At 69.6% G+C, this 17,855-nt stretch carries 17 protein-coding genes; 15 read left to right on the forward strand and 2 right to left on the reverse strand.

Annotated elements, in window-relative coordinates; translation table 11 throughout:
- Positions 1-14 precede the first annotated feature (14 nt).
- From J4O73_RS09555 to J4O73_RS09595, 9 genes are all read left to right on the forward strand, one after another.
- Entirely contained in the window at positions 15-1,196 is a 1,182-nt protein-coding gene (locus tag J4O73_RS09555) for a class I SAM-dependent methyltransferase (protein ID WP_426216895.1), read from the forward strand.
- Positions 1,196-2,191 carry a Gfo/Idh/MocA family protein gene (locus J4O73_RS09560; RefSeq protein WP_426216715.1) on the forward strand — a complete coding sequence of 332 codons (996 nt, stop codon included), beginning with the start codon at positions 1,196-1,198 and terminating at the stop codon, positions 2,189-2,191. The genes J4O73_RS09555 and J4O73_RS09560 overlap by 1 nt, the downstream gene beginning before the upstream one ends.
- Before the next feature lie 213 nt (positions 2,192-2,404).
- Positions 2,405-3,991, forward strand: a complete 1,587-nt coding sequence (locus J4O73_RS09565; RefSeq protein ID WP_426216717.1) for a YcaO-like family protein — start codon at positions 2,405-2,407, stop codon at positions 3,989-3,991.
- Positions 3,988-4,857, forward strand: coding sequence for a sugar phosphate isomerase/epimerase family protein (locus J4O73_RS09570; RefSeq protein ID WP_426216718.1), 870 nt, complete (start codon positions 3,988-3,990; stop codon positions 4,855-4,857). The genes J4O73_RS09565 and J4O73_RS09570 overlap by 4 nt, the downstream gene beginning before the upstream one ends.
- 138 nt (positions 4,858-4,995) lie before the next feature.
- Positions 4,996-6,234 (forward strand): glycosyltransferase family 4 protein, encoded by a 1,239-nt coding sequence (locus tag J4O73_RS09575; RefSeq protein WP_426216720.1) that lies wholly within the window; start codon positions 4,996-4,998, stop codon positions 6,232-6,234.
- A 3-nt stretch (positions 6,235-6,237) separates the two neighbouring features.
- Positions 6,238-6,996 carry a PIG-L deacetylase family protein gene (locus tag J4O73_RS09580; RefSeq protein ID WP_426216722.1) on the forward strand — a complete coding sequence of 253 codons (759 nt, stop codon included), beginning with the start codon at positions 6,238-6,240 and terminating at the stop codon, positions 6,994-6,996.
- Positions 6,986-7,609, forward strand: a complete 624-nt coding sequence (locus J4O73_RS09585; RefSeq protein ID WP_426216724.1) for a uracil-DNA glycosylase — start codon at positions 6,986-6,988, stop codon at positions 7,607-7,609. Before J4O73_RS09580 ends, J4O73_RS09585 begins: the two co-directional genes overlap by 11 nt.
- Before the next feature lie 190 nt (positions 7,610-7,799).
- Entirely contained in the window at positions 7,800-8,894 is a 1,095-nt protein-coding gene (locus J4O73_RS09590; protein WP_426216726.1) for a lysylphosphatidylglycerol synthase domain-containing protein, read from the forward strand.
- Positions 8,895-8,909: 15 nt separating this feature from the next.
- Positions 8,910-10,157 (forward strand): ATP-binding protein, encoded by a 1,248-nt coding sequence (locus tag J4O73_RS09595; protein WP_426216728.1) that lies wholly within the window; start codon positions 8,910-8,912, stop codon positions 10,155-10,157.
- A gap of 21 nt (positions 10,158-10,178) precedes the next feature.
- Here the strand turns inward: J4O73_RS09595 and J4O73_RS09600 are convergent, their stop codons facing one another.
- Positions 10,179-10,778 (reverse strand): glutathione S-transferase family protein, encoded by a 600-nt coding sequence (locus tag J4O73_RS09600; protein ID WP_426216730.1) that lies wholly within the window; start codon positions 10,776-10,778, stop codon positions 10,179-10,181.
- Between the two features lie 343 nt (positions 10,779-11,121).
- Here J4O73_RS09600 and J4O73_RS09605 point away from each other — a divergent pair, with 343 nt between their 5' ends.
- The 6 genes from J4O73_RS09605 to J4O73_RS09630 all read left to right on the forward strand — a co-directional run bounded on the left by J4O73_RS09605 (position 11,122) and on the right by J4O73_RS09630 (position 16,413).
- The gene (locus tag J4O73_RS09605; RefSeq protein WP_426216732.1) at positions 11,122-11,487 is read left to right on the forward strand and encodes a c-type cytochrome; all 366 of its coding nucleotides are present in this window, start codon (positions 11,122-11,124) and stop codon (positions 11,485-11,487) included.
- Positions 11,488-11,622: 135 nt separating this feature from the next.
- Positions 11,623-14,094, forward strand: coding sequence for a heavy metal translocating P-type ATPase (locus J4O73_RS09610; protein ID WP_426216734.1), 2,472 nt, complete (start codon positions 11,623-11,625; stop codon positions 14,092-14,094).
- Positions 14,091-14,546, forward strand: coding sequence for a Cu(I)-responsive transcriptional regulator (gene cueR, locus J4O73_RS09615; RefSeq protein ID WP_426216736.1), 456 nt, complete (start codon positions 14,091-14,093; stop codon positions 14,544-14,546). The genes J4O73_RS09610 and cueR overlap by 4 nt, the downstream gene beginning before the upstream one ends.
- Positions 14,547-14,610: 64 nt before the next feature.
- Positions 14,611-15,783 (forward strand): M20 aminoacylase family protein, encoded by a 1,173-nt coding sequence (locus J4O73_RS09620; RefSeq protein WP_426216738.1) that lies wholly within the window; start codon positions 14,611-14,613, stop codon positions 15,781-15,783.
- A 47-nt stretch (positions 15,784-15,830) separates the two neighbouring features.
- On the forward strand, positions 15,831-16,106 hold the full coding sequence (locus J4O73_RS09625; protein WP_426216740.1) for a BrnT family toxin: 276 nt from the start codon (positions 15,831-15,833) through the stop codon (positions 16,104-16,106).
- Entirely contained in the window at positions 16,093-16,413 is a 321-nt protein-coding gene (locus tag J4O73_RS09630) for a BrnA antitoxin family protein (protein WP_426216741.1), read from the forward strand. Before J4O73_RS09625 ends, J4O73_RS09630 begins: the two co-directional genes overlap by 14 nt.
- An 18-nt stretch (positions 16,414-16,431) precedes the next feature.
- Here the strand turns inward: J4O73_RS09630 and J4O73_RS09635 are convergent, their stop codons facing one another.
- A complete protein-coding gene (locus J4O73_RS09635; protein WP_426216743.1) occupies positions 16,432-17,826 on the reverse strand; it encodes a leucyl aminopeptidase family protein in 1,395 nt (464 codons plus the stop codon).
- Between the last annotated feature and the right edge of the window lie 29 nt (positions 17,827-17,855).

Below are 17,855 nucleotides of genomic sequence, written 5' to 3' on the forward strand. Positions count from 1 at the left end.
TGTCCGTGAGCGCCATGATACCCTTTCCCCTCGTCTCGCCTTCGACCGGCCACCCTCTGAAGCCCGACGCCCCGCATGCCCTGCGGGACGCCGAGACGGGGGAGCGCTGGCCGGTCATTGACGGCATCCCCTACCTGCGCGTCGGCCGTGAGGCGCTTGTGGAGCGGGTGCTCGCCCATCTCGATGCGGGCGAATTGGACGAGGCGCTGTGCGCGATCCTCGCCGATCAGGACGATTGGTGGAACGGGCCGCCCGCCGACCCGGCCGACCTTCTCGCCCTGATCCGTGATCGTCGCACCGCCACCTTGCGCGATGCCGTGCGGCTCCTCGGCTGGGGGCGCGTGGGCGATTATTTCCTGCATCGCTGGAGCGACCCGACCTATCTCGCGGGCCTCGCCATGCTCGAGGCACACTGGAACGAGCCCACCTGCGTCTTCGAATTCGCCTGCGGCATCGGCCATTACCTGCGCGAGCTCGCCCGGCGCGGCTGCAAGGTGGCAGGGGCCGACGTGGTGTTCGCCAAGCTCTGGGTCGCCCGGCACTGGGTGGTCGGGGAGAAGGCGCAACTCGTCTGCTTCGATGCGAACTCGCCGCATTGGCCGGTGCCCGACGCGCCGGTCGATCTCGTCGTGTGCAACGACGCGTTCTACTTCCTCGACGACAAGCCCCGCCTCCTCGATCACCTTCGGCAGATGGCGGGCGACGAGGGCTGGCTCGCCTTGAGCCACATCCACAACAGGGATTGCCCCGGCTTCTCGGCGGGCAAGGCGGTGACCGTGGAGGAGATCGCCGAACTCTTCCCCGATGCCCTCGTCTACGATGACGACGAGTTGACTCACGCCTTGGCCGAGGCCCGCGCCCCGATCCCGCACGAGGTCGCGGAGCTACGCGGTTGCGAGGCCTTTTCGGTGGTGGCCGGGCCGGGGATGCGACCGGCGCCGCGCTCCGTGGTGGACGGGCTGACCCTGCCCAAGGCCGGGACGCACCTGTCGCTCAACCCACTCTACGTGCCGGACGGCAACGATTACGCGATCCGCTTCCCCTCGGAGCGGTACGAGGCCGAATACGGCCCGCGCGTCACCTACCCGATGCGCTCTCCCGGACCGGAGCGCCTGACCTATGGCGGGGGCATCGACGCCCCCGAGACGCCGCGCGTCCGCGTGCGTGAATTCGTCGACCTGCCGGAGCGCTGGTGATGGCACCGGTCGGCTGGGGCATCGTCGGCTACGGCTGGGTCGCCCGCGATTACATGGCGCCCGGCATCCGCGAGGCCGGGCATCGGCTGGTCGCGGTCTGCGACCCGAATCCGGCGTGCCGCGAGGCCGCTGCCGCCGAGGGTGCCCGAACCTACCCTGGCTTGGCCGCTTTCCTCGCCGATCCCGAGGTCGAGGCGGTCTATGTCGCGACCCCGAACCATCTCCACCGGGAGGCGGTGGAGGCCCTGGCGCGGGCGGGCAAGGCGGTGCTGTGCGAGAAGCCCATGGCCGCTGCCCTCTCCGACGCAGAAGCCATGGTGCATGCCGTCGAGGCGGGGAGCATCTTCTACGGCACGGCCTTCGATCAACGCCACCATCCGGCCCACCGGGCGATCCGCGAGCGCGTCGCTTCGGGCGCGCTCGGCACCGTCACGACGGTGCGGATCGTCTATGCCTGCTGGCTCGGGCGGGATTGGTCGGCGGCGGGCCAGCCGAACTGGCGGATCGATTCCGTCCAGGCGGGCGGCGGCGCGCTGATCGATCTCGCGCCCCACGGCATCGACCTGATCGACTTCCTCCTCGGCGAGCCGCTCACCGATATCACCGCCCTCACGCAGAGCCGGGTTCAGGACTACGCCGTCGATGACGGCGCCCTGCTCATCGGGCGAACCGGCACGGGCGCGCTCGCGAGCCTGCATGTCGCCTACAATTGCCCGGACGCGCTACCTCGGCGCCGTCTGGAGATCGTCGGCACGAAGGGCATGCTCGTGGCCGAGAACACGATGGGTCAGACGCCCGGCGGCACCCTGACCTTCCATGACGGCGCCACGGGCCGGACCGAGCCGGTGCCCTTCGACGGCGAGGCTTCCCCCTTCACGGAGCAGGTCCGTGCCTTCGGTTCGGCGCTTCGCAACCCGAGCGAGCGCGTCGCCTACAGCGCCGCCCGCGACCTGCACACGATGCGTCTCGTGGCGCGGGCCTATGGGCAGGGATGATCGCGACAGTGGCCACGCTCGCCCCATCTACCCCCGGCTCTCACCCCTCTCCCCTCATCCTGAGGTGCCGACGCGGAGCGGCGGCCTCGAAGGAGGGCTCCAGCGGATCGCGCGAACACTGGAGCCCTCCTTCGAGGCCCGCTTTTGCGGGCGCCTCAGGATGAGGGCGAGGGAAGGAGTTCCAGGGCTTCAACAAGGGATCGGACAACCGACGTGAGCGAGACCCAGGACGAACGCGCCCGGCACGCCAAGCTGAAGGCGCCGCGCTCTTATCCATTCGGCGCGCCCCGCCGGATCGAGGGCTTGCCCGAGCGGCTGCCCGATCCGGTGCGCGCCTATCTCGACATCCTGCCCGAGGGGAAGATCGTCGGCTTCCCCCTGGCGCCCCTCGACCGGACGGGCGTGCCGGTCTGGTTCGTCGCGCTCTTCCTCGACGATCCATTCTTCGTCGGCGCGATGCCCTCCGGGATCGGCTACGGCGCGACCGATGACGAGGCACTGATCGGCGCCGTCGCCGAGATCGCCGAAAACCTGATGCCGTCGCTCGCGGTGCTGCCCCGCGCCAAGGAGCGGGCGAGCTACGATGATCTCGTGCGGGTCTACGGTGAGACATCCGTGGCCGATCCGCTGACCCTCTGCCTGCCTGCCGGATCGCCGGTCGGGCGCGCCACCGTCCTTGAGTGGACGCCCACGATCCGCCACGCCACCGGCGAGATCGTGCTGATGCCCCTCGACATCGCCGCGACGGATTATTTCGAGCTGTCGGAGGGATATCAGCCCTTCACCAACTTGATCACCAACGGCCTCGGCGCCGGTCCGGATGTGCCTTTCGCACTGGGCCATGGCGTGCTCGAACTGCTCCAGCGCGACGGCAACGGCCTGCTGTTCCGTGCCCTCGACCAGGGTGTGATGCTCGACCTCGACGGTATCGGGCCGGAGAACGCGGCGATGTTGGCGCGGCTGAAGGAGCTCGGCATCCGGGCCCTGCCGAAATTCGCCACCGACCAGTTCGGCCTGACGAACCTCTATGTCGTCGGCTACGACGAGGACCCCGATCGCGCCCCCGCACCCATCGCCCTTTCGGCCTGCGGCGAGGCCTGCGATCCCGACCGTGACCGGGCGCTGCGCAAGGCGCTGCTCGAATTCCAGGCCGCCCGCGTCCGCAAGACCTTCGGCCACGGCCCCCTCGACCTCGCCGCGACCGTGACGCCGCCGGGCTATGTCGATGCTTTCATCCAGAAGGCGCTCCCCAGCCTGGACCTCGAAGAGGGCAGGGCGCTTCAGGCCATGCTCGAATGGATCGAGATGCCGAATGCCGGGCTGCGGGCGGTACTTGCGGACACGGTCTATTCCGAGCGGTCGAAGAAGGCCTTCACCGAGTTGCCGACGACCCAGGCCGAGGATGGCCATGCGCGCGGCAAGATCGCCTGTGACCGGCTCTTGGGGGCCGGGTTCGACGTGCTCTATGTGGATTGCTCGCCCCCCGGCGGCGGTGTCGGCGTCGTGAAGGCGATCGTGCCGGGGCTCGAAGTCGAGACCATGAGCTACTACCGCATCGGCGAGCGCAACACGCGCAAGCTGATCGAGCGCGACCATCCGCTGATCAAGTTCGGCGCCGAGAGCGAGACGCTTCGGCCCATCCGCCTGACGCCGGAAGCGATCGACCGGTTCGGCGGCCAGCCGCTGTTCGACGTGGCCCTGGCCGAGCGCATCGTCGGGCGCCACTATCCGCTCTATCGTGAGCCGGAATCGCACCACGCGCCGTTCCGCTTGCAGCAGCGGAAGGGGAGGGCCGCGTGACGCTTCGTTTTGCCTACAACACCAACGGCGCCGCCAACCACAGGCTGGACGACGCCCTGCAACTGATCAAGGCGGCGGGCTACGACGGCGTCGCCCTCACGCTCGACATCCACCACCTCGATCCCTTCGCGGAGAACTGGGCGGCGGAAGCCGGCCGGGTGGCGAGCCTCATGGAGAAGCTCGACCTCGCCTGCGTCATCGAGACGGGGGCGCGTTTCCTCCTCGACCCGACCGCCAAGCACGAGCCGACCCTCGTCACCGCCGATGCGGCGGGGCGCGCCCGGCGTGTCGGATTCCTGAAGCGGGCCTGCGAGATCGGCGGGATGCTCTCCGCCGAGGCGGTCTCGTTCTGGGCTGGCGTGCCGAAGCCCGGCGTCGACCATGACGAGGCGCGGGGCTGGCTCGCAGATGGGCTTGCGGAGGTCGCCGCCTTCGCGGCCGAGGCGGGTGTCGTCCCCTGCCTCGAACCCGAGCCGGGCATGCTGATCGAAACCCTGGACGATTTCGCCGCCCTCGACATTCCCGGCCTGAAGCTCGCCCTCGACACCGGCCATTGCCTCGTCACCGGCGAGCGCGAGCCCGAGGCGGCGGTGCGGGAATTCGCTGACCGGATCGGCACCGTGGCCATCGAGGACATGAAGCGCGGCAGCCATATCCACCTGCCTTTCGGTGAGGGCGACATGGATGTGCCGGGCGTCCTCTCGGCGCTGGAGGAGATCGGTTTCGGCAAGTTGATCTGCGTGGAATTGTCCCGTGAGAGCCACCGGGCCGACGTGATGATCCCCCAGGCCCTCGAATACCTGCGGACCTGCCGCCGTCCGGGGCCGGATCTCGCCTCCGGGCAGGAGACGCGGCGGCAAGTGTGAGCGGGTGCCGCGCCCCTCGTCATCGCGAGCGTCGCGAAGCGACCCAGGGCAGCGGGACATCGGCGAGCGTGGCGGATCCCTGGATTGCTTCGCTCCGCTCGCAATGACGGCGAAATCGGGACACAGATCGACGTTCGCATGAGAATTCTCTTCCTCAGCCGCCGCTACTTCCCGGCCATTTCCGGCATGAGCGTCTACGCCCAGAACCTGCTGCGAGAGCTCGTCTCGGCCGGGCACGACGTCACCATGGTCTCGCAATATCGGGGCGACGCCTTCGGCACCCGGGTCTATGGCGGCGGGCCGCCCCCGCCCGTGCCGGGCGTGACGGTGATCGGGCTCGAACAGCTCGGCGAGCAGACCAGCGGCGATTTCGAGCGCGACATCGACACGATGGTCGAGACCATCTGCGCCGAGCACGCCAAGAAGCCCTTCGACATCCTGCACGCGCAGTACGGCTACCCAACCGGCTATGCCGTGTTGCTCGCCTCGAAGCGGCTCGGCGTGCCCAACGTGGTCTCGATCCAGGGCGGCGACGGCCACTGGGTCGGCTCGTGCTGCGAGACGCATCGCCTCGGCATGCGCGCCGTGCTCGACCACGCCAACGCCCTGCTGATTGGCGGCACGTCCTTCGTCCGGGAAGTTTGCGACCGGCTGGGCTCCGATCCGGCGCGGTTCACGATCGTGCCCGGAGCCGTGGACACGGCCCGCTTCGCACAAGGCACGCCGGACGGCTTGCCCGAGGCGCATTCCGGCCCGATCCGGATGCTCTATCACGGTCGGGTCGACCGCCGGAAAGGTGTGCTCGACTTCATCGAGGCCCTGACGATCCTGCGCGAGCAGGGCACGCCCTTCGCCGCGACGATCTCCGGCATCGGTCCCGATGTCGATCCGGCCAAGGCGTTGGCCGAGCAGCATGGCTTCGGCCCGGAGGCCATCCGCTTCACCGGTTATGCCGAGTACGAGAGCGTGCCCGCGCTCTATCGGGATGCGGACGTCTTCGCTTCTCCGACCTATGCGGAGGGTTTCTCCAACACGATCCTCGAAGCCATGGCGGCGGGGCTGGCCGTGGTTTCGTGCCACGCGGTCGGCGTGTCGGATTGCCTGCGCGACGGCGAGAACGGCCTCCTCACGAATCCCGGAGACATCCCCGCGCTCGCCGCCAACCTGACCCGGATCGTCGAGGACGGCGCCCTGCGCCGCCGCATCGCCGCCGCCGGTCTGGAGGAATGCCGCCGGGTCTATTCCTGGCAGGCGGTCGGCGCGCAGATCATGAGCGTCTACGGGCAGGTGCTGCGCGAGCGCCCGGCCCAGGACGTGCCGGACGCGTTGCCGTTCGACCCGTCCTGCCGCTTCCGCGCCGAGCCGCACCTGCTCTGAACGATGCCGACAGCGCTCGCCCTCTCGCCCCATCTCGATGACGCCGCCTTCTCGGCGGGCGGGCTCCTCGCGACGCTCGCCTCCGGAGGGTGGCGGGTGGTGATGGCGACGGTCTTCACCCAGAGCGTCGCCGATCCGAAGGGCTTCGCCCTGGCCTGCCAGCTCGACAAGGGTCTCGCGCCGGAGGTCAACTACATGAACCTGCGCCGGGCCGAGGACGAGGCGGCGGCGCGCGAACTCGGCATCGCCGCGCCCATGCACCTGCCGTTCCGGGAGGCGCCGCACCGGGGCTACGGTTCCGCGCCCGAACTCTTCTCGCCTGTCCGTCCGGACGATGGAATCGACCGGGACCTCGCCCCCGCCTTCGCCGACCTGATCGTGACGGAAGCGCCGGACCTGATCCTCGCCCCCCAGGCGGTCGGAGGCCATGTCGATCACGTGCAGGTCGTGCGCGCCCTGCGGAGCCTCACGCCTGCTCAGCCGATCCTGTGGTGGCGCGACTTTCCCTACACGGTGCGCGAGGCGAGCCCGAAGGAGCCGCTGGCTCACCTGTTCTCGGACCTGACGCCGCGCGCCTTCGCCTTCGACGACGCGTCGCAGTCGCGTAAGCTCTCCGCCTGCGCCGCCTATGCGAGCCAGATCGGCTTCCAGTTCGGCGGACGAGACGGTCTCGCCGAGCGTCTGGCGCGGGAGGCGGGGATCGAACGCTACCGCCTGACGGGGCGATTGCCGGAGCCGTTCCCGGCTCGCGATGCCCCCTGAGCCCGAGGCCCCGAAAAGCCTCGCGGACCCGGCGGCCCTTGCCGCGCGGCGGGCTCTCATCGATTTGCCTCACGTGGCGCCGATCCGCGCTCTCGCCCGCACCATCGCTGCCGCGCAAGGGGCCCCGGTGCCGGACCCCGACCCCCTCGACGGGGGCGTGACGGCGCGGCTTCTGCTGCTCCTCGAAACACCCGGCCCGATGGTGCTGCGCACCGGTTTCGTCACCCGCGACAGCGCGAACGGCACGGCCGCCAACCTGTTCCGCTTCCTGCGCGAGGCCGGGATCGCCCGGCGCGAGACGCTCATCTGGAACGCGGTGCCCTGGGTGATCCACGCCCCCGGCGCCCTCAACCGCGCCCCGCGCCGGTCCGAGGCGAGGGCGGCCGAACCCTATCTCGCTCCTCTTCTGGCGCTGTTACCCGATCTGGTGGTCGTGGTGCTGGCCGGTCGCTTCGCGGGCGGGTGCGCTCCGATGCTGGCAACGCTGCGGCCCGGCCTGCCGGTGATCGCAATTCCTCATCCGAGCCCGACCTACGTGTGCACCTCGCCCGAGGTGCCAGCCCGGATCCGACGCGGCCTCAGGGAGGCTGCGGACATCCTGCGGGGGGGATGAAGGCGCACTCTGCCGCCTTATTTCGCATTGTGACTGCGTACAGCGCATACGGCCTCGCTGGCCATGAGCGGGTGTTCGGCTTACATGGCGGGCGACGGGCCGCGGTCCGGGTGATCCGGCAAGGGGCTTCTCACCCTGCGGCCTCGAACCCGCCCTGCCCACGCGAGCGAGGGGACGGACGCCGATCCGCATGAATTTCCAGGGGCAACATCGGGACGATGTCGCCTCGGCCAAGCCGGTCGAGGAGGGCGCGTCGCAGGGCGATACGGGCAAATCCACCCGTCGCAGCCGCTATGCGTGGATCGGCACAATCGCGAGCATCGTCATCTCGTGCGTCTCCATCTTCGTGCTGTACAAGCTCGTTCAGAGCGTCTCCTGGGCGGAGGTGCGCGGTGCCCTGGATAAGGCGTCGGCGGGTCAACTGGGGCTCGCCTTCTTCTTCGTCGGCATCAGCTACCTGTTCCTGACCGGATACGATGCGCTGGCCCTCCGGCAGTTGCGCATCAAGGTGCCCTACCGCATCACCGCGCTCGCCTCCTTCACGAGCTACGCGGTGAGCTTCACCCTCGGCTTTCCCCTGCTGACGGCGGGAACGATCCGCTACTGGATCTACGCCCGGCAGGGCCTCTCCGCGTCCAAGATCGCCGCGCTGACGGTCATCGCCGGATTCACTTTCTGGCTCGGCATGGGCGTCGTGCTCGGCCTGTCCCTCATCATCGAGGCGGGGCAGCTCGCCGGGCTCGCCTTCACGTCCATCGAACTGAATCAGGGCGTCGGCTTCGCCGCACTCCTCGCCGTGCTCGGCTATCTCGCCTGGGTCTCGGCCAAGCGCCGCAGCGTCACGGTCAAGCAATGGCGGCTCGAACTGCCGGGTGCCTCGGTGTCCATCGGCCAGATGATCGTCGGTATCGGCGATGTCTGCGCGGCGGCGGCGGTGCTCTACGTGCTCCTGCCGCAAGAGACCGGGATCGGCTTCACCACCTTCCTCGCGATCTACGTGCTGGCGGCGATGCTCGGCATCGCGTCAAACGCACCGGGCGGGATCGGCGTGTTCGAGGCGACGATCCTGCTCGCCCTGTCGAGCCTGCCGCGCAACGAGGTGCTGACCTCCCTGCTCCTGTTCCGGGGCTGCTATTACGTCGTGCCGTTCGTGACGGCGCTCGCGATGCTCGGCCTCTACGAGATCGTGAAGCGGGCCGGGGGCGCCAGAGACCGGGAGTCCAGCCCGCCCGAGGGGACCGCCGGACCCTCCGGGAAGTCCTGGCCGGATCAGCGCGAAGGCTGACCGGGAGACCGCCCCGTGATCGACGATCCTCGAAGGCCTGCGGCCTGGAGCGGCGCCGCGATCACCGGAGGCGCCTTCATAACCTTCCTGCTCTGGGAGGGAAGCCTCGGAGTCGCTGGGGCCTTTGCGGGCCTTGGCGCCATCGTCCTCGGCGGTCTCATCGCGGGGCGCCGCCGGACTCTGCCGCCGACCCGGCCCGTCGCGGGCACCCCGCGCCACGCGGTGGCCGAGGCTTTGCTCGCCCATATTCCCGATCCGGTCATCCTCGTGGACCGGCGCACCCGCGTTCTGGAAGCCAACCCCGCCGCGCGGGCGCTGCTGCCGACCCTGCACCTGTCCCATCCCCTGGCCTTCGCCCTGCGTGACCCCGAGATCACCGACGCGGTCGAGGCGGTGCTGAATGGCGGCCCGACACAGCGCGTCGCCTACGAGATCCGCGTGCCCCTGGAGCGGTCGTTCGAGATCCAGGTGGGTGGGCTTCAAGTGCCGGACGGCTCCGGCGCGGGGGCTGTGTTGTTCCTGCGCGACCTCACCTCCGCGCACCGGCTCGAAGCGATGCGGGTCGATTTCATCGCCAATGCCAGCCACGAGCTGCGCACGCCGCTCTCCTCGCTCCTCGGCTTCATCGAGACCCTTCAAGGGCCGGCGCGGGACGATGTTGCCGCGCATGAGAAGTTCCTGGAGATCATGCGTGTCCAGGCGCAGCGGATGCGACGGCTCATCGACGATTTGCTTTCCCTGTCGCGGATCGAGCTGCGCGAGCATGTCGCGCCGACCACCGTGGTCGATCTCGGAGCGTTGGCGAGGCAGATGGTCGAAGCGCAGGCGCCGCTGGCCGCTGCCCGAGACGCGAGCGTGACGCTGATCGAGGACGGCGGCCCCTTCCGCGTGCAGGGCGATGCCGACGAACTGACGCGCGTGATCGAGAACCTGATCGCGAACGCCGTGAAATACGGCGGTGGCGAAATCCGCGTCGGCCTGACCCGCGAGGAGGAATCGCGCCACGGTCCTCAAATCGTGCTGACCGTCTGCGACGAGGGTCCCGGAATCGCGCCGGAACACATCCCCCGGCTGACCGAGCGCTTCTATCGGGTCGATGTCGCGTCGAGCCGTGCCCGCGGCGGCACTGGGCTCGGCCTCGCCATCGTGAAGCACAGCCTGCGACGCCACCGGGGCCGCCTCACCATCGAGAGCGAGGTCGGCCAGGGGACGACGGCCCGTGTGAGCCTGCCCGAGTACCGGGCCGGGTTGGGCCGGACTTAAGCGGGCGGGCGCGTCCGCTGTTCAGGCGTAGGGCCCGATCCCCAGGCCGGTCTCCACGCGGGTGATCCAGTCGCGAAGCCGCTCGTAGGGAGCGAGATCGAAGCCCCCCTCATGCGCCATGCGCGTGTAGGCGACGAGGGCGATATCCGCGAGGCTCAAGGCGGGACCCGCAAGGTAGGGCGCGCGGCCGAGGCTCGCCTCCATCAGCCGCAGGGCGTCCTCGCCCCGTTCCTTCAGCTTGGGATCGAGGTCGGCCGGGTCGCGGCCGAGATAGTGAAGCTGGTAGCGCCGCACGGCGATGTACGGCTCGTGGCTGTACTGCTCCCAGAACATCCATTGCAGCATCCGCGCCCGCGCCAGAGCCGTCTGCGGAATCAGCGCCGTGCCCTCCGCGAGATAGGCGATGATCGCATTGGACTCGGACAGCACTTCTCCGCCCGGCAGCACCACGAAGGGCACCCGACCGGCCGGGTTGAGGGCGAGCATGGCGGGCGTGCGCGTGCCCCCCGCCGGGACATCGACCTCCTCCCAGGTGAAGGGAAGGCCGAGATGCGTGGCGACCCACTTCACCTTGAGGCAATTTCCAGAGCCGGAATTGCCGTAGATCGTCAGCGGTGGCATCGCTCGGTCCTGCTCCCTCGATGATCGTGACGGGTTCCGCCGAGACGATCAGAAGGAACTGGGGAGGGTCAAGAGGATGGGGCGGGCGGCTGTCATGAGGCGATCCGCCTTCGACCATCCCGCCGTGCTCCTCCTTCGACGAAGCGGCGGCCGCTTTTTTCGAGCCATTCTGAAGAATGATGATGGCGGGCCGGAATAAGTGGACCGGGCGTCCGTTTATTCCCTGGCATGCGAACAGCGCTTCGTCTTTGTCACCCACGTGTCCGGCGGCCCGAGGCTCGCTGCAAGCGTGGTTGGCAAGCGAGCAGGGTCGCAACGCCCAGTGATAACATGAGGGCAAATGATGCGGTCAGCTACGTTCGGCGCCATCGTCGTCGCTTTGATGGGAACGCCGGCTTTCGCTCAAGACGCTGGCGATGTGGCGGCGGGTGAGAAGGCTTTCGCGCCGTGCAAGGCGTGCCACAACTTCCAGAAGAATGGTGTCGGTCCGGATCTGAAGGGCGTCGTCGGCCGTAAGGCGGGCACCTACGAGGGCTACACCTACTCGGCCGCCCTCAAGAATTCCGGCCTCACCTGGGACGAAGCCAATCTGCGCGAATGGCTGAAGAACCCGAAGGCCAAGGTGCCCGGCAACAAGATGATCTTCCAGGGCATCAGCGACGACAAGAAGCTCACCGACCTGATCGCTTATCTCAAGTCTCAGTCGTAATCGTGCCGACGGCCGGGGCGGGCTCGCTCGAGTTCCGCCTCGGCAACCGGCACGCACAGTCCACGTCCCTGTGGTCTTCGGCGACGTCCATCCGCCCTTGACCTTCCCACGATGGGAACCCCCATCTGAAGGGGCATGGATACGATCGCCCCATTTTCCGAGCCTGAATCCGTCCGCCTGAGCCTGCCTGTCGAGGGCATGTCCTGCGCGGGCTGCGTGTCGCGGGTCGAGCGGGTTCTGGCCGGGTTGCCCGGCGCCAGCGATGTGTCGGTGAACCTCGCCACCAAGCGGGCGAGCCTCGCGCTCACGCGAGATCATGCGCCTGCCGAGGTCGCCGCCGCGCTTCAGAAAGCGGGCTACCCCGTCGCCCCGTCCGAAACCACGCTGCCGATCGAGGGGATGCATTGCGCCTCCTGCGTCGGCAAGGTCGAGAAGGCGCTCGGCGCCGTGCCCGGCGTGACGGAGGCGAGCGTCAACCTCGCGACCGGCCAGGCGCTGGTTCGGCACGGAGAGGGCATCGTCGCCCCGGCCGACCTCGCGGCGGCGGTGAAGGCGGCGGGTTACACGGCGCTCCTGCCCTCCGAGGCGGCCACCGTCGATCCGGCGGAGCGGCGCGAAGCCGAGGCGCGTGACCTGCGGCGGGATTTCGGGATCGCCGCTCTTCTCACGGCCCCCATCGTCGTGCTCGACATGGGCGGGCACCTCGGCGGTCAGGGCCTTCCGGCTATTGCCCACGGGCAGGGTGCCGCCCTCGTGCAGGCGATGCTCGCGACCCTCGTCCTTGCATGGCCGGGGCGGCGCTTCTTCGCGGCGGGTCTTCCCGGCCTGTTCCGGGGGCACCCGGACATGAACGCCCTCGTCGCCCTCGGCGCGGGCGCGGCCTACCTCTACTCTCTGGTCTCGACGCTGGCGCCGCAGATCATGCCGGAGGGGGCGGCCCACCTCTATTTCGAGGCGAGCGCCGTCATCGTCACGCTGATCCTGCTCGGGCGGATGCTGGAGGCCCGCGCCCGTGGCCGCACCGGCCAAGCCATCGCGCGGCTGATGGACCTGACGCCGAAGATGGCGCGGGTGATCCGCGACGGCGCCGAGCACGAGGTTCCCTTGTCCGCGCTGACGGTCGGGGATGTGGTCCGCGTCCGTCCCGGCGAACGCATCGCCGCCGACGGCACGGTCGTGGCGGGCGAGAGCCGCGTGGACGAGAGCATGGTGACGGGCGAGCCTGCCCCCGTGCGGAAGTCGCCCGGCGCGGCCTTAGTGGGCGGCACCCTCAACGGCGGCGGCAGCCTCGACCTGCGGGTCGGCGCGGTAGGGGCCGCGACGGTGCTCGCGCAGATCGCCGCCATGGTCGAGCGGGCGCAGGGCGGCAAGCTGCCGATCCAGACTCTGGTCGATCGCGTCACCGGTCGGTTCGTGCCCGCCGTGATCGGTCTCGCCCTCGCGACGTTTTTCGGCTGGCTTCTGTTCGCCCCAGCGCCCGCCCTCGGCCCGGCTCTCGTCCATGCGGTGGCCGTGCTCATCATCGCCTGTCCGTGTGCCATGGGCCTCGCCACACCCACCGCCATCATGGTCGGCACCGGCCGGGCGGCGGAGAAGGGCGTTCTGTTTCGCGACGGTGCCGCGTTGCAGGGACTGGAGCGGGTGAAGGTCGTCGCCCTCGATAAGACCGGCACCCTCACGGAAGGGCGCCCGATGCTCGCCGAGAGCGAGACCGTCGCGGGCCTGTCCCCGGACGAGGCCCTGCGCCTCGCGGCGGGGCTCGAAGGGCGCTCCGAGCATCCCCTGGCGGGGGCGATCATCGCGGCGGCGCGGGCGCGCGGCCTGGTTCTGCCGGAGGCGGAGGCTTTCGAGGCCGTGGAAGGGTTCGGGGTCTCGGGCCGGGTCGAGGGCCGTGCGGTCGCTGTCGGGGCCCTGCGCTATCTCGACCGGCTCGGTATCGCCCGCGATCCTGCGCTGGCAGCGAAGGCGGAGGCTTGGTCCGGCGCGGGCCTCAGCCCCGTGCATCTCGTCCTCGACGGGCGCCATGCGGCGGCGCTCGCCGTGACCGATCCGGTCAAGGACGGCGCGCGAGACGCGGTGGCGGCGTTACGCGCGCGGGGCCTTACGGTGGCGATGGTGACGGGTGACGATCCCGGCGCTGCGGCCAAGGTCGCGGCCGGGCTCGGCATCGCGGAGGTGGCGGCGGGTATCCTGCCCGGCGGCAAGGCCGAGGCGGTCAAGCGTTTCCGTGAGTCCCATGGGCCGGTGGCCTTCGTCGGCGACGGGGTGAACGACGCTCCGGCGCTGGCTGAGGCGGATGTCGGCCTCGCCATCGGTACGGGCACGGACATTGCCGTCGAGAGCGCGGACGTGGTCCTGATGTCCGGGGCACCGGAGGCATTGAGTGCGGCCTTCGCCCTGTCGCGGGCGGTGATGGCCAATATCCGCCAGAACCTGTTCTGGGCCTTCGCCTACAATGCCGCGCTCATCCCCCTGGCGGCGGGGCTGCTCGTTCCCTTCGGCGGACCGTCCCTGTCTCCGATTCTGGCGGCGGGGGCCATGGCTCTGTCCAGCCTGTTCGTGCTCGGTAACGCCCTCCGCCTGCGCCGCGCCGGGGGGACGGCGTGAGCGAGGGCCTCGTCACCGTCGGCGAGGCGGCGCGGCTCACCGGCGTCTCCGCCAAGATGATCCGCTGGTACGAGGCGCGGGGGCTCCTACCCCCCGCCCGCCGCACGGCCGCTGGGTATCGGCACTACGGCGAGGCGGACATCCGCACGCTGCACTTCGTGCGCCGCGCCCGCGATCTAGGCTTCGACGTTGAAGCCATCGCGGAGTTGCTGGCCCTGTGGAGCGATCGCGCGCGGCCGAGCGCGGCGGTGAAGGCGATCGCCCAGGCGCGGATCGCGGAGCTTCGCCACCGGATCGCCGCTCTGGAGGGCATGGCGCGCAGCTTGGAGCGGCTGTCCGCCGATTGCTGCGGCGACGAGCGCCCGGATTGCCCGATCCTCGAAGACCTCGCCGCCGGGAATGCCGCGCCTGCCCTGAGGACGAAGGCTCCACGCCGACGGGTTTCGGATTGACGCGGCATCTGGCCTTAGGCTTGCTCGCGCTTTGAGGACGCGTCTCCAACGGATCCAGGCCGGCATGCCCGTCCCCCCACCGATCAAAGCCCTGTCCGGCCCCATGAAGGCGTGGCGGCACACGCTCCATGCCCATCCGGAGCTGCTCTACGACGTGGAGCGCACGGCGGATTTCGTGGCCGAGCGCCTGCGCGAATTCGGCTGCGACGAGGTCGCCACCGGCATTGGCCGCACAGGGGTGGTCGGGGTCGTCCGGGGCCGTGGACGGCGCTCGAACCGCGCCATCGGCCTGCGTGCCGACATGGACGCGTTGCCGATCCAGGAGGTGCGAGACCTGCCCTATCGGTCCACCGTGCCGGGCAAGATGCATGCGTGCGGGCATGACGGGCACATGGCCATGCTGCTCGGCGCCGCGAAGTACCTCGCGGACACGCGCGATTTCGACGGCAGCGCCGTGCTGATCTTCCAACCCGCCGAGGAGGGCGGGGGCGGCGGCGAGGCGATGGTCGATGACGGGCTGATGGAGCGGTTCGGCATCGAATCGGTCTACGGGATGCACAACATCCCCGGCATGGCCGTCGGTACCTTCGCCGTACGGCCGGGGCCGATCATGGCCTCCACCGACCGGTTCATCGTCACCATTGAGGGGCGCGGCGGCCACGCCGCCCTGCCGCAGAACGCCATCGACAGCGTGCTGGTGGCGAGCCACGTCATCATCGCCCTGCAGACGATCGTGTCGCGCAATCTCGATCCCCTGCAATCGGCAGTGGTCTCGGTCTGTGCGCTCGATGCGGGCGAGGCGTTCAACGTCCTGCCGCAAAGCGTGACCATGCGCGGCACGATGCGCACCCTGTCCCAGGCGGTGCGCATACAGGTGAAGGCGAGGCTCGAAGCCCTGGTCGGCGAGATCGCGGCGGGCTTCGGAGCGACGGGCCGCATCGAGTACGGCGCGAGCTACCCGGTTACCGAGAACCACCCCGCCGAGACGGATTTCATGGCCGGCGTCGCCGAATCCCTCGTCGGGCCCGAGCAGGTCGACCGGGCGGTCGCGCCGATGATGACCGCTGAGGATTTCTCCTACATGCTCGGCCGCCGCCCCGGCGCCTACATGTTCATCGGCAACGGCGACAGCGCCTCGCTGCACCACCCGCTCTACGACTTCAACGACGAGGCTGCTCCCTACGGGGCCGCGCTTTGGGCGCGGTTGATCGAGACCGGGTTGCCGGTGGGGGAGTAAGAATGGAACCGCGTTGCAGTAGCCCTATTTTGGTATATACCTAAACCGTGCGGTTCACGTTCGACGCCCCAAAGCGGCAAGCGAACCTTGCCAAGCATGGTTTCGACTTCGCGGAGTTTGAAGAGGCTTTCAGCTTCGATCGCTTTTTAAGCCGACCCACCAAGCCCAGCCGAACCGGGCGTGAGAGGTTTCTCCTTATCGGAACGTGGTTCGGGGAGACTGTCGTGACGGTGATCGTTTCGCCTCTGGGAACCGAGGCGACGGATATCGTGAGCGTTCGCCGCGCAAGCCGCCAGGAGAGGGTTGCCTATGAACGGACCTGAACACGCGCCCGGGTACACGCCTAACGCGGCCTATTCCCAGGATGATTGGGATGAGGTCTGTGACAACCCAGAGCTAACCGAGGCTGAACTCGCCGGGCTTCAGCCAGGGGGGACGGGACTGCCGTCCTTCCTCGCGACGGCCATGCTCAAGCGTGGGGGACGACCGAGATCCCCATCGAAGCGTGTGCCGGTGTCCCTGCGCATTGATCCCGACGTGCTCTCCGCCTTCAAGGAAACAGGCCCCGGCTGGCAGACCCGGATGAACGAGGCGTTGGCCGAGGCCGCAAAAAAGCTCAGAGCGGCCTGATCTGGTGCGTCTGAGTCCTCACCCCCCGTAGCGCCCTTTCAACAAGGCGTAGGCGAGCCGTGCCGTTTGCACCTCGCCGCCTTCCGGGCGCCCGGGCTTGGTGGAGGGGTTCCAGCCGTAAAGGTCGAAATGCCCATGGCGCTTCGTCTTGGGGGCGAAGCGGCGTAGGAACAGCGCCGCCGTGATCGCCCCGGCGAAGGGGCCGTTCGAGACGTTGTTGAGGTCGGCCACCTTCGAGTCGAGCATCGACGCGTAGGGCTGATGCAGGGGCATGCGCCAGATCGGGTCGTTGGCCTGCGCACCCGCCTCCGCGACCTCCCGTGCCAGGGTTTCGTCCTCCGTGAAGAAGGCGGGGAGATCCGGGCCGAGCGCGACGCGGGCCGCGCCGGTGAGGGTCGAGAAATCCAGGATCAGGTCGGGCTGGTCGGCCTCCGCGAGCGCCAGGGCGTCGGCGAGGATCAGGCGCCCCTCGGCATCGGTGTTCCCGATCTCGACCGTGAGTCCAGCGCGGCTGCGAAGCACGTCGCCGGGGCGGAAGGCGTTGCCCGCCACCGCATTCTCCACGGCCGGAATGAGCAGGCGCAGGCGGAGCGAGAGCCCCGCGCCCATCACCATGTCGGACGCCGCCAGGGCGACGGCGGCCCCGCCCATGTCCTTCTTCATCAGCAGCATGGCGGAGGACGGCTTGATGTCGAGCCCGCCCGTGTCGAAGGCCACGCCCTTGCCCACCAGCGTGACGCGCGGCGCGTCTTCGGCCCCCCAGGTGAGGTCGATCAGGCGGGGAGGGCGCGTCGAGGCCTCGCCCACGGCGTGGATCAGGGGAAACTCACGCGCCAAGTCCTCACCCTGCACCACGCGGATCGCCGCGCCGTGCTTCTCTGCGAGCGACCGCGCGGCGGCCTCGATCTCGGCGGGCCCGAGGTCGTTGGCCGGGGTGTTGACGAGATCGCGGCCCATGGCCACGGCCGCAGCGATGCGGGCCACCTCCGCACCGTCGACGCCCTCTGGCGAGACGAGGCTGGCCTTGGCGGCGTCCCCCTTCCGGTAGCGGCCAAAGCGATAGCTGCCGAGCAGCCACGCCAGGGTCGCGGCGGAGGCGTCCGGCGCGCCTTCGAGCCGATAGGTGCCGACCGGCAGCAGCGTCGGGAGGCGACCGGCGATGAGCGGGTCGGCGCCCGGAGCATCCGGGTCGCCGAGGCCAAACAGCACCCGCGCCACGCTTCCGTCCGGCCCCGGCAGATAGGCGACGGTGCCCGCCTTGCCGGAGAAACCGGTCGCACGGGCGAAAGCCCGCTCAGCCGCGCTCAGGCCCTCCTCCCAGCCGCTCGCACGCAGGCAGGTCACGGCGATGGCGGGCGTGCCGGCGGGCAGGAGCGACGCGATCGCGCTGGCCTCGGGAACGGAGTGGCTCATGAATGGTCTCGACCTCGCCGGGCGAGCCC

The organism is Methylobacterium sp. NFXW15 (genome assembly GCF_049887755.1).
Lineage (GTDB): Bacteria > Pseudomonadota > Alphaproteobacteria > Rhizobiales > Beijerinckiaceae > Methylobacterium.

Coding starts and splice junctions, on each gene's coding strand:
- J4O73_RS09620 (WP_426216738.1), top strand. CDS start 14,611: ATGCCCGTCCCCCCACCGATCAAAGCCCTGTCCGGCCCCATGAAGGCG.
- J4O73_RS09555 (WP_426216895.1), top strand. CDS start 15: ATGATACCCTTTCCCCTCGTCTCGCCTTCGACCGGCCACCCTCTGAAG.
- J4O73_RS09600 (WP_426216730.1), bottom strand. CDS start 10,778: ATGCCACCGCTGACGATCTACGGCAATTCCGGCTCTGGAAATTGCCTC.
- J4O73_RS09610 (WP_426216734.1), top strand. CDS start 11,623: ATGGATACGATCGCCCCATTTTCCGAGCCTGAATCCGTCCGCCTGAGC.
- J4O73_RS09605 (WP_426216732.1), top strand. CDS start 11,122: ATGCGGTCAGCTACGTTCGGCGCCATCGTCGTCGCTTTGATGGGAACG.
- J4O73_RS09585 (WP_426216724.1), top strand. CDS start 6,986: ATGCCCCCTGAGCCCGAGGCCCCGAAAAGCCTCGCGGACCCGGCGGCC.
- J4O73_RS09630 (WP_426216741.1), top strand. CDS start 16,093: ATGAACGGACCTGAACACGCGCCCGGGTACACGCCTAACGCGGCCTAT.
- J4O73_RS09580 (WP_426216722.1), top strand. CDS start 6,238: ATGCCGACAGCGCTCGCCCTCTCGCCCCATCTCGATGACGCCGCCTTC.
- J4O73_RS09590 (WP_426216726.1), top strand. CDS start 7,800: ATGAATTTCCAGGGGCAACATCGGGACGATGTCGCCTCGGCCAAGCCG.
- J4O73_RS09560 (WP_426216715.1), top strand. CDS start 1,196: ATGGCACCGGTCGGCTGGGGCATCGTCGGCTACGGCTGGGTCGCCCGC.
- J4O73_RS09575 (WP_426216720.1), top strand. CDS start 4,996: ATGAGAATTCTCTTCCTCAGCCGCCGCTACTTCCCGGCCATTTCCGGC.
- J4O73_RS09635 (WP_426216743.1), bottom strand. CDS start 17,826: ATGAGCCACTCCGTTCCCGAGGCCAGCGCGATCGCGTCGCTCCTGCCC.